Source organism: Tsuneonella mangrovi (genome assembly GCF_002269345.1).
GTDB classification, from domain to species: domain Bacteria; phylum Pseudomonadota; class Alphaproteobacteria; order Sphingomonadales; family Sphingomonadaceae; genus Tsuneonella; species Tsuneonella mangrovi.
Window position 1 is genome coordinate 1,308,126 of the sequence record NZ_CP022889.1, and the last position, 14,361, is coordinate 1,322,486.

General features: G+C 63.4%; 15 protein-coding genes. 8 read left to right on the forward strand and 7 right to left on the reverse strand.

The window, feature by feature from the left end; genetic code table 11:
• Positions 1-11: 11 nt before the first annotated feature.
• From CJO11_RS06435 to nadA, 3 genes are all read left to right on the forward strand, one after another.
• Positions 12-800 (forward strand): hypothetical protein, encoded by a 789-nt coding sequence (locus CJO11_RS06435; RefSeq protein ID WP_150124986.1) that lies wholly within the window; start codon positions 12-14, stop codon positions 798-800.
• Positions 801-948: 148 nt separating this feature from the next.
• Positions 949-1,599: a hypothetical protein gene (locus CJO11_RS06440; RefSeq protein ID WP_095011973.1), complete on the forward strand. Its 651-nt coding sequence runs from the start codon at positions 949-951 to the stop codon at positions 1,597-1,599.
• 44 nt (positions 1,600-1,643) lie between these two features.
• The gene (gene nadA / locus CJO11_RS06445) at positions 1,644-2,630 is read left to right on the forward strand and encodes a quinolinate synthase NadA (protein WP_095011974.1); all 987 of its coding nucleotides are present in this window, start codon (positions 1,644-1,646) and stop codon (positions 2,628-2,630) included.
• 109 nt (positions 2,631-2,739) lie between these two features.
• Here nadA and CJO11_RS06450 read toward each other — a convergent pair whose 3' ends face one another.
• Together CJO11_RS06450 and CJO11_RS06455 are read right to left on the reverse strand one after the other, a co-directional pair.
• Positions 2,740-4,401 carry a M10 family metallopeptidase C-terminal domain-containing protein gene (locus CJO11_RS06450; protein WP_095011975.1) on the reverse strand — a complete coding sequence of 554 codons (1,662 nt, stop codon included), beginning with the start codon at positions 4,399-4,401 and terminating at the stop codon, positions 2,740-2,742.
• A gap of 270 nt (positions 4,402-4,671) precedes the next feature.
• On the reverse strand, positions 4,672-5,604 hold the full coding sequence (locus CJO11_RS06455; RefSeq protein WP_095011976.1) for a DMT family transporter: 933 nt from the start codon (positions 5,602-5,604) through the stop codon (positions 4,672-4,674).
• A 54-nt stretch (positions 5,605-5,658) separates the two neighbouring features.
• On the opposite strand from CJO11_RS06455, the gene CJO11_RS06460 reads away from it, so the two are divergent.
• The gene (locus CJO11_RS06460; protein ID WP_095011977.1) at positions 5,659-6,768 is read left to right on the forward strand and encodes an alkene reductase; all 1,110 of its coding nucleotides are present in this window, start codon (positions 5,659-5,661) and stop codon (positions 6,766-6,768) included.
• Between the two features lie 10 nt (positions 6,769-6,778).
• Here the strand turns inward: CJO11_RS06460 and CJO11_RS06465 are convergent, their stop codons facing one another.
• Positions 6,779-7,057 (reverse strand): hypothetical protein, encoded by a 279-nt coding sequence (locus CJO11_RS06465; protein WP_095011978.1) that lies wholly within the window; start codon positions 7,055-7,057, stop codon positions 6,779-6,781.
• Entirely contained in the window at positions 7,054-7,725 is a 672-nt protein-coding gene (lipB, locus tag CJO11_RS06470; protein WP_095011979.1) for a lipoyl(octanoyl) transferase LipB, read from the reverse strand. Before lipB ends, CJO11_RS06465 begins: the two co-directional genes overlap by 4 nt.
• 67 nt (positions 7,726-7,792) lie before the next feature.
• On the opposite strand from lipB, the gene CJO11_RS06475 reads away from it, so the two are divergent.
• Together CJO11_RS06475 and CJO11_RS06480 are read left to right on the forward strand one after the other, a co-directional pair.
• Positions 7,793-8,620 carry a DUF7847 domain-containing protein gene (locus CJO11_RS06475; protein ID WP_095013255.1) on the forward strand — a complete coding sequence of 276 codons (828 nt, stop codon included), beginning with the start codon at positions 7,793-7,795 and terminating at the stop codon, positions 8,618-8,620.
• 89 nt (positions 8,621-8,709) lie between these two features.
• The gene (locus CJO11_RS06480; protein ID WP_095011980.1) at positions 8,710-9,015 is read left to right on the forward strand and encodes an antibiotic biosynthesis monooxygenase family protein; all 306 of its coding nucleotides are present in this window, start codon (positions 8,710-8,712) and stop codon (positions 9,013-9,015) included.
• A gap of 38 nt (positions 9,016-9,053) precedes the next feature.
• Here CJO11_RS06480 and CJO11_RS06485 read toward each other — a convergent pair whose 3' ends face one another.
• A complete protein-coding gene (locus CJO11_RS06485) occupies positions 9,054-9,671 on the reverse strand; it encodes a class I SAM-dependent methyltransferase (protein ID WP_150124987.1) in 618 nt (205 codons plus the stop codon).
• Positions 9,672-9,819: 148 nt separating this feature from the next.
• Here CJO11_RS06485 and CJO11_RS06490 point away from each other — a divergent pair, with 148 nt between their 5' ends.
• Complete coding sequence (locus CJO11_RS06490; protein WP_095013257.1) at positions 9,820-11,133, forward strand: MFS transporter; 1,314 nt, start codon at positions 9,820-9,822, stop codon at positions 11,131-11,133.
• Between the two features lie 21 nt (positions 11,134-11,154).
• Here CJO11_RS06490 and CJO11_RS06495 read toward each other — a convergent pair whose 3' ends face one another.
• Entirely contained in the window at positions 11,155-11,499 is a 345-nt protein-coding gene (locus CJO11_RS06495; protein WP_095011981.1) for an arsenate reductase family protein, read from the reverse strand.
• Between the two features lie 134 nt (positions 11,500-11,633).
• On the opposite strand from CJO11_RS06495, the gene CJO11_RS06500 reads away from it, so the two are divergent.
• Positions 11,634-13,739, forward strand: a complete 2,106-nt coding sequence (locus CJO11_RS06500; protein WP_095011982.1) for a TonB-dependent receptor — start codon at positions 11,634-11,636, stop codon at positions 13,737-13,739.
• A gap of 12 nt (positions 13,740-13,751) precedes the next feature.
• Here CJO11_RS06500 and CJO11_RS06505 read toward each other — a convergent pair whose 3' ends face one another.
• Positions 13,752-14,297 carry a (2Fe-2S)-binding protein gene (locus CJO11_RS06505; protein ID WP_095013258.1) on the reverse strand — a complete coding sequence of 182 codons (546 nt, stop codon included), beginning with the start codon at positions 14,295-14,297 and terminating at the stop codon, positions 13,752-13,754.
• Between the last annotated feature and the right edge of the window lie 64 nt (positions 14,298-14,361).

Genomic DNA, 14,361 nt, shown 5'->3' on the forward strand with positions numbered 1-14,361 from the left:
TGGAGGGAACGATGGCAACTGCTGCGCCTGCGGGATTCGAACCCGTGCACGAATCTCAATCATCCGAAAACAGCTTCTTCGGCAAGATGGCGATCTTCATGGCGATCGTCGTGGTCGCCGGCTTCATGTTCCAGCTGGCGATGGGTCGTTCGACCTTCGCGTCACCGCCGCGGGTGCATTTCCATGCCATCAGTTTCATGGGTTGGGTCGCACTGTTCGTAACGCAGAGCAATCTCGCTGCGCGCGGCAACCTGCGGCTCCATCGCAAGCTCGGCTGGGTCGCAGCAGGCTGGATCATGCTGATGCTGACCTCCGCTTCGATCGTGATCGTCGCAATGGTCCGCAATGCCACGGTGCCGTTCTTCTTCTATCCGCAGCAGTTCCTCGTGTCCGATCCGATGATTCTGATCACTTTCGCCGGATTGGTCGGCTGGGCGATCGCGTGGCGCAAGCGACACGACTGGCATCCGCGATTGCAGATTTGCGCGATGGCAGTGCTGGCTGCGCCGGCATTCGGTCGCTTACTGCCGATGCCGCTGATCGCGCCGTACAGCTTCGAAGCATCGTGCCTTGCTTGCCTGATATTCCCGGCAATCGGAATGGTCCGCGACCGGCGCCGTTATGGCAAGATCCACCCGGCATGGGTCTGGGGCACGGCAATCCTGCTCACCAATATCGTCGTGTCCGACATGATCGCCTATTCGCCAATCGGCGCAGAACTGTATCACACAGTCGCTGCCGGTACGGCAGGGGCGGGTGTCGATCCGCTTGGTTTCGGGACGCCTCCAGGTGGAGGATGAGGCAGGGCAGAGCTCGGCCCTCGAGATTGCCCAAACACAAGAGCAAGCAAAATGGGCACCTGGAAGTATTAAGCGGGGCTATGTCATGGTGTCAGCTGCGGACGTGAACGGTGCCTTGATGCGCTAAGAGCGACAGTTTTTCTTCCTCATGTCGCTGTTGTTGATCGCAACCGCGTTGCTCGGCTTCGGCTATTTCCAGTATGCCGGTCTATCGACTTGGCATTCGCCTTGGTGGGTGCATGTTCATGCATTCACCCAGATGGGCTGGCTGGGCCTGTTCGCCGTGCAGAACGCGCTGGTGGTGAAGGGCAATGTCGCCCTCCACCGCAAGCTTGGGCAGCTTGGCGTGGCCTATGCCATCTGGCTGGCAATCTTCGCAGTATTCACCGGCTATTCGACCCTCTCCACCGGTCGCAACGACAGCGTGCTGCCAGATGAAGCGCTGCTGGCGACCAACTGGGCCACAGTCGGGACTTTCGCGATCCTGTTCATCGCCGCTTTCGGCAACCGCCATCGGAGCGACTGGCACAAGCGGCTGATGCTGTGCTCGGTGATCGCGCTGTCGGTGCCCAGCTTCGGGCGGATACTCGTCATGCTGGGAATACCCAGCACCACCAACCGGGCGCTGTTCGTGCTGTCCTATATCGTGATCGGCATGCTTTTCGACTGGCGCGTGCGGAGCCGGGTCCATCCGGCCTATATATGGGGGGCAGCGGCAGCGGTATCGCTGGGCCTCGCGATCGGCGGCCTGACGCTGTTTCCACCCTTCGTTGCCTTTGCGCGCGGGATTGCGCCTTGATCGACAGGCGCGTTGACGCCATCTGCCTCCCCAAGAGGTGACGCATGAGCATTGAGACCAAACTTCCCACCGGGCAGGACCTGCTTGCCGAGATCGACCGCCTCCGCAAGGAGAAGAACGCGATCATCCTCGCGCACTACTACCAGTCGCCCGAGATCCAGGACCTTGCCGATTTTGTCGGCGACAGCCTCGAGCTCAGCCGCAAGGCGGCGGCGACCGACGCCGACGTGATCGCGTTCTGCGGGGTCAAGTTCATGGCCGACACCGCCAAGATCCTGTCTCCTGAAAAAATCGTCGTGCTGCCCGACATGGACGCCGGGTGCAGCCTCGAGGATTCGTGCCCCCCCGAAAAGTTCAAGGCTTTCCGCGAGGCGCACCCCGAACATATCGCGCTAACCTACATCAACTGCTCGACTGAAGTGAAAGCATTGTCGGACGTGATCGTCACCAGCTCGAGCGCAGAGACGATCATCGCCCAGATCCCCGAAGACCAGAAGATCATCTTCGGGCCCGACCGGCACCTCGGCGGCTATCTCAGCCGGAAATTCAATCGCGAGATGCTGCTGTGGCCGGGTGTGTGCATCGTCCACGAAGCGTTTTCGGAAACCGAGCTGCTCAAGCTCAAGGCGCAGCACCCCGGCGCACCGGTGGCCGCGCACCCCGAATGCCCGCCGTCGATCATCGACCATGCCGACTATGTCGGCTCGACCAGCGGCATCCTCAAGTTTGCGCAAGCGTTCGAAGGCGACACGCTGATCGTCGCCACCGAACCTCACATCATGCACCAGATGGAAAAGGTGCTGCCCGAGAAGACCTTCATCGGCGCGCCGGGCGCGGACGGCAACTGCAGCTGCAACATCTGCCCCTACATGGCGCTCAACACGCTACCCAAGCTCTATACCGCGCTGCGCGACCTCGAACCGCGGATCGAGATCGAGGAAGGCTTGCGGCTCGCCGCGAAGCGCAGCCTCGACCGGATGCTCGAGATGGCCAGCAACACCGTCGGCAAGGGCGATCTCGGCAAAGTCTAGCGCGGCCCGGCAGCGGGCAATCGCGCGTCGCGAAGACACCTCAACAGCAAGACGAAGACCCCGCCGGATCGCTCCGGCGAGGTCTCATTCTACTATCAGAAGCGACGGTTCAGAGTACCAGATCGGCTGCCATCACCGCATCGCCGATCACGTGGACGCTGAAATCGGCAACCCCGTCTCCGTCGATATCGCCGGAGAGATATCCGCCGTCGAAGCGTACTTCGCCTGCGCTGTTGGAGAATACGGCATTGCCGATGAAGGCACCGAAACCGAGCGCGGTCAGGTCGATCGTGTCCTCGCCGCTGGCGAAGTCTGCGATCGTGTCGCCCATTTCCATGTTGTGGAACAAGAAGGTATCCGCACCGTCACCGCCGATCAGGGTGTCGGCGCCTTCGTAGCCGTCGAGCACGTCGTCGCCACCCATGCCGTTGAGCACGTTGTCGACCTGGTTGCCGACCAGATAGTCACGCTGCGTCGAGCCGATCGCGTTCTCGATGATCGTGCCGTAGGCAATCGAAATGTTATCGACCGCCGTGGTGTACAGGCCGCTGATGCTGACGCCGGTCGCATAGTAGGTGTCGGCCTGATTCACCGACTCGTAATAGGGCATGAAAGTAGACGCCCAGTATGCAGGCGTGGTGTCATACACATCGCCGAGAGTCGTATAGCCGGCTTCGCGGATGGCAGCGCGGTGTTCGTTGATCACCGAGGCATCGGGAATGGCGGCCGCGCCCGAGCTGAACGCCCCTTCGTGCAGGTTGATGTAGACGCTCACCCCCGCTCCGGACATGTCGATCGTGTCGTTGCCGCCGGCATCGTAGATCGACAGGTAGGGGAACAGGTTCTGCGAGAAATCGTAGACCGCGTTTCCTGCCGTCGAGTTCCAGCCGTAGATCGTGTCATCCGCACGGGTCGTGGGATCAGCCCCGTACTTGGCCTGGATCGTCAGTATATCATGGACCAGCGGAGTCTGAGGGTTGTTGTAGAACCCGCTCGACCAGTCGACATTGTACTGGTTGAACGAAGTGTTCTCCGACCCCCAGTACGACATGATCGTATACTGCTCGCTGTCCTGGGCATACTCGGCGTAATTGGCGTAGTTCAGCGGTAGATCGGGGTCGTAATTGTAATTGCCCGGGTGCGAGAGACCGAGCGTATGGCCAAGCTCGTGGACGAGCGTGGTCGCGCCATAGCCGCCAAAGCCCAGCCAGGCGTTGGTCCAGTTGACCGCCGGATCGGCCACGAACACATCCGACTGGAATTGCCAGCCCCGGCCGTTGATCGGATAGTAGGCATAGGCCTGCGCGGGGTCCCAGCTATTGCCGAACTGGATATCTGCCCCGATCCCGTTCTTTTCGACAAAAGTTTGCGGAATCAGGTCGTCCCACAGCTGGATCGACGCACGCGCAGCGTCGCGCTGGGCGTCGTCGAACGGCGAGAATCCGTAAGGTGCCCCGAAGCCGTAATTCGGGTTGTTGTAGAGCCCTGTCAGATGCGAAAGGTCGGTAAAACTGTAAGTGATCGTGCCGCTCGGCGCGTCAAGCACGCGCCCGGAGTCGATATGCTCGACAACTCCGTCGAGCCCAAGGATCGGCTTGCCGTCCCAGGTTCCGCCGGCATACGGGTCAAGGCTGAAGTCGGTCGGCGCGACCGGCGCTGGCATGTCGAGTGCGACCGGTGCCAATTTGCCTTCGTGCGCCTGCGTTCGCAGCGTATCGTCGCCGCGTGCCTCTGCAATCGGCTGACTGCTTGTACTTTCGATCTTTGCCACGTGCGTATCTCCCCTCGTCCGCCGGAGAAGCCGGCGGGTGCACAAAACCCGCCGGGGCCGCCGGCGAGCGTTCGGTTAGCGATCTGCCGGAGTTCCGCGTCCCACGAATTCCAGATCGGGACAGGCTTAGATCTGGGCTAATCGAAGTCAACGCCTGCGGAGAACAAAGCGCTGAATTAGCATGATTGGTTCGCGTCAAGCGATGGCGGAGTCATTTAATTTCAAGCTGCCAACCGATCGATCATTTGCCTGCAAGGGGATCGAGTCCAATCACGAATTGATCGGCGGTTTACTCGCCTGAACGGCCACCGCAGGTCCCTGCGAACGAGCGAGAACCAGCGCGCCCGCCACCAGTGCCATGCCGACCATGTCGGGCACTGCGAGCGTTTCTCCGAACACCATCCAGCCGATCGCGGCGGCGATCGCCGGCTGGGTCAAGAGCGCCATCCCGATCACCAGCGGCGGGAAGTTCTTGAGCGAATAGACCAACAGTCCCTGCCCGATGATCTGGCTGGTGATCGCCAGCGTCACGACCGGTCCCCACCCCGCCGCACCAGGCCAGACCGGTTCGCCCAGCGCGATCGATGCCGCGAGCAGTAGCGGCGAAGAGGCGAGCCCCACCAGCACGAGCACGCTCCATTGCCCCATCGATGCCCGCGCCCGCTGCGCAGGGATAAGGTAGAACGCGTAGCAAAGCCCGGCGAACAGGCAGAACAAGTCACCAACGAGCGTCTTGGTCGAAATCTCGAGGCTGCGGCCGAGCAGGATCGTCGCCCCGCCAATCGCAGCTGCCAGTGCCAGCGCCTCACGCCGGTTGGGCAGGCGGCGAATGGCGACAATGCCCCATGCCATCAGGATCAGGCTGCCCGCGTTGCCGAACAAGGTCGCGTTGCCCAGCCGGGTGCGTTCGATCCCGGTGTGCCAACTGGCAAGGTCCATCGCGAAGAAGGTGCCCGCAATCAGCACCATTGCGACCATGCGCCGGTCGAGCTTGCCGGGTAGCCGCGTGCGCCATGCCAGCAGCGCCATCAGCGGCAGCGGCAGCAGCATCCGCCAGAAGGCGGCGGCGACCGGGCCGGTATCGCTCAGCCGGACCAGCCACGGCCCCAGCGCGAGCGCGACATTGCCGCCAATCAGCGCCGCGAAGTGCCGCGCGTCGGCCTGAAAGGCATTCTTGTCCGCCGTGGCGCTTGTCGTGGTCATGAGTCGCCCCTAGTTCGGTTGCACAACGAAACCAGCAAAAAAGGACTGCCGCCCATGCACGATGCGCTGTTTACCCCCGTCAAGCTCGGCGCGATAGAAACCAAGAACCGCATCCTGATGGCACCGCTGACGCGCGGGCGCTCGACCTTCCCCGGTTCGATCCCCAACGAGCTGATGGTGGAATACTATCGCCAGCGCGCAGGAGCAGGCCTGATCATCAGCGAAGCGACCGGGATCAGCCGCGAAGGGCTTGGCTGGCCCGCCGCACCGGGCGTCTGGAGCGAGGAGCAGGTCGAAGGCTGGAAGCCGGTGACCAAGGCGGTCCACGACGCAGGCGGCAAGATCGTGCTGCAGCTGTGGCATATGGGTCGGCTCGTCCACCCCGACTTCCTCGATGGCAATCCGGGCGTATCGGCCAGCGCGACCACTGCGCCCGACCACGCGCACACGCCGACCGGTCGCCAGCCGCACCAGCAGGCCCGCGCATTGAGCGTCGAGGAGATTGCCCGTGTCGTCGGCGACTATCGCAAGGCTGGGGAGAACGCCAAGGCAGCCGGGTTCGACGGCGTGCAACTGCACGGCGCGAACGGCTACCTCGTCGACCAGTTCCTGCGCGACTCGACCAACTTGAGGACCGACGAATACGGCGGTTCGGCGGAAAACCGCACTCGGTTCCTGCGCGAAGTGCTGACCGCGCTGATCGAGGTCTGGGGCGCGGACCGGGTCAGCGTGCGCCTTTCGCCCAACGGCGAAACGCAAGGCTGCAACGACAGCGATCCGGCAACCACGTTCGGGGCGGCAGCGAAGGTTTGCGAAGGCCTCGGGCTGTCATTCGTCGAACTGCGCCAGCCGGGACCGGACGGGACCTTCGGCGCGACCGACGTGCCCAAGCAGGATGGAGTCATCCGCAGCATCTATTCGGGACCGCTCGTGCTCAACAGCGACTACACCGCAGAAGAAGCAGAAGCAGACGTGGCCAGCGGGCGTTGCGATGCGATCAGCTTCGGACGGCCCTACATCTCCAACCCCGACCTCGCCGAACGAATCGCAGTTGGGGCCGAATGGGCGCCCAACGTCAACGTGCCGAAGAGCTGGTACCTGCCCGGCCCCGAAGGCTACATCGATTATCCGACGATGGAAGAAACAGCGACCGCTACCGCCTGACCGGTCCGGGCTATTGCGCGGTGGGAGCTGGTGTAGCTTCCGCCGATGCGGGCGCGTCGCTCGCGCTGTCTGCTGGGGTGGCGCTTGGCGCGCTGGCAGGCTGGCTCTGCAACGGCGGCGATTGCGACTTCACGGTATCGAGCGGCAACATCGCATCGCTGGCCGATCCCGGCAGGATTTCGCCCGCTGCCGTAGCGTTCTCGTCATCCGAGGCAGCCGGCTGCTTCGAACCGCATGCGCTGAGGATAGCGAGCAACGGCAGGGCCAGGTAGGCAGGTTTGATCGTCATGGCGTTTCCGTGTTGCAGTTGCCGAGCCGGGCGAGGAACCCGCGCGCCTCTGCGAGCAATGCCTCATCGAACGCCTCGGGCGCAAGCGGGATCCCGAGCCGGTCCATACTGGTGACCCCGAATTCGTCTATTCCGCACGGCACGATGCCGGTGAAATGGGTGAGGTCGGGCGCGAGATTGACCGAGAACCCGTGCATCGTCACCCACCGCCGCACACGCACCCCGATCGCGCCGATCTTGGCTTCGCGCCCGTCGATATCATCGGTCCAGATCCCTACCCGTCCTTCTGCGGGCCACGACTTCACCCCGAACCTCGCGAGAGTGGCGATGACCCATTGCTCGAGCCCGTGGACGAAGCAGCGCACGTCCTTTCCGCGCCGATTGAGGTCGAGCAGCACATAACCGACCCGCTGCCCTGGGCCGTGATAGGTATAGCGCCCACCGCGCCCGGCCTCGACCACTTCGAACCGGGGATCGAGCAGTTCCGCCTCGGCAGCGCTGGTCCCTGCGGTGTAGACCGGCGGGTGCTCGAGCAACCAGATCAGTTCGCGCGCTTCGCCCGCAGCAATCGCGCGGTTGCGCGCCTCCATCTCGGCCAGCGCCTCGCGATAGGGCACCGGTGCGTGCGATATGCGCAGTTCGATCTCGGGCGGAAGATAATCGGCCATTGCCGATTGCGTGGCGATGCCCGGCCCGGTTATCAAGGGGAAAGCCGCAGGAAAGGGGAACCGAGCGATGCAATTCGACATGACCGCCGCGTGGAACGAGGCGATGCGCCTTGTTACCGCCAACCGCGACGTGCTTCTGATCGTCGGCGGGGTGTTCTTCTTCCTTCCCTACCTCGTATTTGCATTGATGCTAGGCAACCAGATGTCGGCAATGGAAGCGAGCCTCGGCCCGGCTGCCGATCCCAAGGCGGCGACCGAAGCGATCATGGGCTTCTATGGCAGTATCTGGTGGATGTTCGCATTGCTCTCGATCGCGCAGGGCATCGGGATGCTGGGTCTGCTGGCGCTGCTTACCGACAGGACCCGCCCGACAGTCGGCCAGGCGCTGGCCATCGGTGCCCGCTTGTTCATACCGTACATCGCCGCACAGATCATCATGGTTGTCGCGGTGAGTTTGTTGATCATGGTCCCGATAATTGTCGGCGTGGCAATTTCGACAGCAGTCGGCGTGATCATGGGCATCGCGGCACTGGTGGCCGCCGTCTATCTCTTCACGAAGTTCATTCTGCTTCCGCCGGTTATTGCGATCGACCGGATCGGCAATCCGATTGCGGCGCTGCGCCGGTCATGGATGCTGACCAAGGGCAACAGTTTGCGAATCTTCCTGTTCGTGCTGTTGCTTGTGGTCGCTGTCGCAGTTGTCGGGGGAGTGATCTCTATGATGCTCGGACTAGTTCTTGCACTGGCCGGAACCGACATTGCACTGATTGGGCGGGCGATCCTGTCGAGCGTTCTGAACACCGTGTGGGTCGTGATCTTCCTCGCCGTGCTCGCAGCCATCCACCGCCAACTGGCGGGCGATTCACCCGAAGCGGTCAGCCAGACGTTCGAATAGCCGGTCGTGCTCGACAGGGCCGCAAGCTGACAAGTCACCCGGCAAGGTGCTAGCTTTCGATATTCCATCGATGCGGAGGGGAGGCTGCAATGATACTCAGGCAATTCAGGGTGACGATCCACCGAGGCAAGGAAGACGAATTCGAGAAGGTCTTCCGCGACGAAATCCTGCCGATGGTCAAGGCGCATGACGGGCTAGAATGGGTGGCGGCAGGCAAGCCTTACAACGGCGCACCAAACGTGTTTTGTATGACCATGCTCTGGCGCGACCTCGATGCACTCAAGGGCTTTGCCGGAAACGAATGGAACACGGCACGCATCGAGCCCGAAGAAGCACACCTCATCGAAGCAACCGAACTCGAACATTTCGGACTGCTCGGCACCACTGGCCCTTAGAGGCTCAGTTGTGCTAGCGAGCAAGTGTAAGCGGGAAGTTAGTCCTTCCAGCCCCAGAACAGCTTGCAAGGCAGCACATTAAGCGGTTCGAACCCGCTATCGATTCGCTTGAAGTGCCTGGCCATGAAATCGCGCGCAGCGGCGGAAAACTGGTAAACGAGGAATGCCCCGCCCGGGCGGATTACCCGGTATGTCGCGGCGGCGATCGCCGGACCGACCCCGCCGGGTAGTGTCGAGAACGGCAGGCCCGACAGCACATAGTCGGCATGGTCGAACCCGTGTGCCTTGACAATTTCTTCGACGTCCTCTGCCGAGCCGAGCACCGGCTTGAACCGGCTGTCGGCGATGGTTCGCTTCAGGTAGTCGATGTAGAGCGGGTTGGTGTCGATCACGATCAGCGTGCCGTCACGGCGCAAGCGTTCGAGCACCGGCAAGCAGAAGGTTCCGACGCCGGGACCGTATTCGACGAACACTTCGCATTCGTCCCATTTCACAGGCGCAAGCATCTTGGCAATCGTGAAGCGCGATGAAGGGATGATCGAGCCGACCATCCGCGGGTGTTCGAGGAATCCGCGGAAGAAGACGCCCCACTGGCCGAAGTAGCGGCTCAATTTGCGGCCAAGGCCTTCTTCGCGCCGAAGGGCCATCTCGTTCATCTCGGTCAAGGTAAGCTATGTCCCGTCTTTGCGACCCGGTCCCGGGGCCATTGGGTGGGTGCCGCACTCGCAAATTCGCAGCCGCATTGCAAGCGCTCCAAAGCACCGCTAGCCGGACCAAGTGACCGATTCCGTATCTCCCGCTGCCATGACCAAACCGATCCCGCGCGAGCGGATGGCGCTGCTGTTCCTGGTGATGCTGGTCTCCGCCGCAGGCAATACCGCGATGCAATCGGTGATGCCGTCTATCGGCACCGAACTGAAGGTCGCCGACGTGTGGATCAGCCTGGCCTATACCTGGTCGGCACTGCTGTGGATGCTGTGCGCCCCGCTGTGGGCTCGCCGCTCCGACCGGCGCGGCCGCAAGGCGATGATGGCGCTCGGGCTGACCGGGTTCATCGCCAGCTTTGCGCTGTGCGGATCGATCTTGTGGTTCGGCTTGTCGGGCGCTCTCACCGGCCTGTGGACACTGTTGTTCTTTGCTGCCGCACGCAGTCTCTACGGCGGATTCGGCTCCGCCGCACCGCCGGCAGTTCAAGCCTATGTCGCGAGCCGCACGCCGCGCGCCGAGCGCACCCAGGCGATGGCGATCATCGCGTCGAGCTTCGGGCTCGGCACCGTGATCGGCCCGGCGGTCGCACCGCTGCTGGTGTTTCCCATGACCGGCCTCGTCGGCCCGTTCTTCGCGTTCGCGCTGATCGGGTTGACGGTGCTGATCTTGCTCCGGTTGCGGCTGCCGAACGATGCACCCAGCTTCGCGGCACGCGGCTCGGTCACCGCCGCGCCGTTCAGCCCGAGCGCAAACCTGGGCGTCGGGGAGGACGACGAGGACAACGAGGAAAGTGTACCGCCCCCGGACCTGCGGCTGCGCGACAAGCGTTTGCGCCCGTGGGTGATGTGCGGGCTTCTCGGCGGGCACGCGCAAGCGGCAACGCTCGGCATCATCGGCTTCTTCATCCTCGACCGCCTCCACATGCGCGCGACCCCGGATATCGGGGCGGGTTCGATCGGCCTAGTGCTGATGAGCGGCGCGATCGCAACGTTGTTGGCGCAATGGGGCCTGATCCCGATGCTCAAGCTCGGCCCCCGCATCTCGATCATGTGGGGCATGGCGCTGTCCTTTGTCGGAATCATCATCTTCGCAGTGTCCGACCAATTGCACTCGATCACGCTCGGGTTCGCGATGGCGTCGCTCGGCTTCGGCCTGTTTCGTCCGGGATTTGTGGCTGGCTCGTCGCTCGCGGTGTCGCGGCGCGAACAGGGGCAGGTCGGCGGCATCGTCGCGTCGGTCAACGGCGCCTGCTACATCCTCGCCCCGGCGATCGGGGTGTGGCTTTACGACCACCACGAATGGGTCGGCTTCGGGGCGATCTGCACCTTGTGCGCTGCGGTGTTCTACGTCGGCTGGCGGTGGCTGCAATCGGACGCGATGCTCGAGGGCCGCGTTGACGAAGCGGACTAGCCGCCGCGCTCGGTTCGTCCCTCAGAGTATCTCCTCGATCCGTTCAGGCGGGCGGCACAGGCGCACTCCCTTTGCGGTTTCGACCAGCGGGCGTTCGATCAGCTTCGGATCGGCCATCATGGCATCGAGCACCGTGTCGGCGTCGGCCTCGGTGATACCACGCTCCTTGGCATCGGTCCCCTGCGTGCGCACACCTTCGCGCGGCTGCATTCCTGCATCACGATAGAGCTGCGCGAGCTTGTCGCGGCTCGGCGGGTGCCTGAGATACTGGATCACTTCGACCTCGATCCCCTCGCGCGATCGAAGCGCTTCGAGCGCCATGCGCGACTTGCTGCAGTTGGGATTGTGCCAGATCGTGGCCTTCATCGCACGTCTCCTTTGTCGGCGTTGCACCTAGCGGTGCGGTTTTTCACCGCAAGTGTCGAATTGCTGTTGTAATTGCGAATTGCTCGCAATAAAACAATTGCTAACGATAACGATTCGCAACACGAGAAACTTTCATGCACAACCTTGCCCTGCGCGGCGCCTTGCTTTGCGCTGCCGCAGCCGCCCCATCCATGCCGGCAATCGCCGCCGATGCCGTTGCGGCGGCGGATGGTCCGCGCGACTACCTGCCTTCCGCCATCCTCGTCACCGGACAGCGTGTCGACGGCTACGCGATCGACGACGGGTCGACCGGGACCAAGACCCCGACCCCGCTGATCGACGTGCCGCAGACGATCGATACGATCACCGAGGACCAGCTCGAAGACCAGGCGATCACGCAGCTCGGCGACGCGCTGCGCTATGTCCCCGGGGTCTCGCTCGACACCGGTGAAGGGCACCGCGACCAGGTCTATATCCGCGGCCAGGCCAGCACGGCGGACTTCTACCTCGACGGGATCCGCGACGACGCGCAATACTATCGCCCGCTCTACGACATCTCCCGGATCGAAGTACTCAAGGGCGCCAACGCGTTGATCTTCGGGCGCGGCGGTGGCGGCGGGGTGGTCAATCGCGTCAGCAAGGTCGCCGATCCTGCAAGATCGATGCTCGGCGCCAACGCCAGCATCGACACATTCGGCGCATGGACGCTTTCGACGGACGTCAATCAGCCGCTGGGCAATGGCGTCGCTGCCCGGATCAATGCCGCATACGAAGACTTCGCCAACGACCGCGACTTCGTGACCGGGCATTTCTGGGGCGTGTCGCCGACTGTCACCGCCGATTTCGGTTCGGACACCCGGCTCACCCTCCACTACACGCATGACGAAAACACGCGCGTCACCGATCGCGGGAACCCGTCGCTGGGCGGCGAGCCGTTGACGGGCTTTGACACGACCTTCTTCGGCAGTCCCGATTTCAACACATCGCACACCACTGCGGACATCGCCCGCGCGCGGATCGAGCACGAATTCTCGTCTAGCCTGAGCGCCAATGCGACCGTGGTCTATGCCGACTACGACCTTTACTACGCCAACGTCGTGCCGCAGGGCACCGACGGGACCGATGTGACGCTGGCGGGATATACCAGCGGCACCAAGCGGCAGAACCTGATCGGCCAGGCGAACCTGGTATGGACCGGAGAGACCGGCGCGATCGGCCACATCTTGCTCGCCGGGGTCGAGGCCGGCCGGCAGGATACCGACGCGCTCCACACGGGGATAACGTTCGCTGGCGGGGCCACTTCCGTGACTATCCCGCTCGCGTCGGTCCTCGCAGTGCCGGCAGTCACCGTCGGCGCGGTCGATCGCTCGACCTTCTCCCGCCTTGAGACAGTCTCGGCCTACCTGCAGGACCAGATCGCGATCGGCGAGCACTTCCAGCTGATCGCCGGGGTTCGCTACGACGAGTTCAGCCTCGATAGCGACAACCGGCTGGCTGCCGAGCAGCTATCGCGCAAGGACCGCACGTGGAGCCCGCGCTTCGGCGTGGTCGTCAAGCCGCGCCAGTCGCTTTCGCTTTACGCCAGCTACGCCACCAGCTTCCTCCCGCAATCAGGCGACCAGTTCACCCGTCTCGACGCCACCACCGCGAGCCTTGAGCCGGAAAAGTTCGAAAACCTCGAGGCAGGGGTGAAATGGGCAGTGAACCCGTCGCTTCTGGCGACCGCTGCGGCGTTCCGGCTGGACCGGTCGAACACACGCGCTGCCGACCCGCTCAATCCCGGTTTCACGGTGCTGACCGGCGCGAGCCGGGTAAACGGGTTCGAGCTGTCGCTGGCGGGCAAGCTGGCGGAAAACTGGCAGGCGAATATCGGCTACACCTATCTCGATGGCGAGATTCGCTCGGACACGTCCAGCGCCGCTGCAGGCACCCGGTTGCAGCAGGTGCCGCGCCACCAGGCGAGCGCGTGGACCCGCTACGACCTGAACGAGAGGTTCGGGCTCGGCGGGGGCGTGATCTTTCAGGACAAGCAGTTTGCCTCGATCAGCAACGCTGTCACGCTACCATCATGGGTGCGCTTCGATGCCGCCGCTTATCTCCATCTGCGCGAAGGCGTTTCGCTCCAGCTCAATGTCGAGAACCTGCTGGGCGCGCATTATTACCCGAGCGCGCACGGCGACAACAACATCCAGCCGGGCGATCCGCGCAGCGTGAAGATCGGGCTGAGGTTCGATATGTAGTGCGAACGAAGCTCAATCCTTCGGCGGTGGAGCCATCGCCGGTACGGCCTTCGCCGCGTCCTGCGCGCTGATCCCCGGGGCCGGTGCGGCGCTGATCGTTTCCTCGCGCCGCGCGACCCGGCCCGCGCGCTGGATCGCCCGCACAAGCCGTGGATAAACTCCGCAACGGCACAAGTTCGGCAGCGCAGCGGTGATCTGCTCTTCGGTCGGGTTGGGGTTGACCTTGAGCAGCGCGGCAGCGGCCATCACGATCCCGGGCGTGCAGAACCCGCACTGGATCGCCTGTTCGGCCACCAGCGCTTGTTGCACCGGATGCGAACGGTCGCGGCTCAGGCCTTCGATCGTGGTGATATAGCGGCCCTCGGCTTCGCCGATCGTGACGAGGCAGCTACGCAGCGCCTCGCCATCGACGATAACCGTGCAGGCGTGGCAATCGCCCACCCCGCAGCCATACTTGGTGCCGGTGAGGTTGGCCGCTTCCCGCAGCGCGTGCAGCAGCGGGGTCTTCGGGTCGAGATCGAAGCGCATGGGGCGCCCGTTGACGGTCATGCCAGGCATCCCGCGATGCATAGCGCTCACAGCGCCATCGGCGCCAGCCCATTCGTGCGCGGCGAAGGCAGGC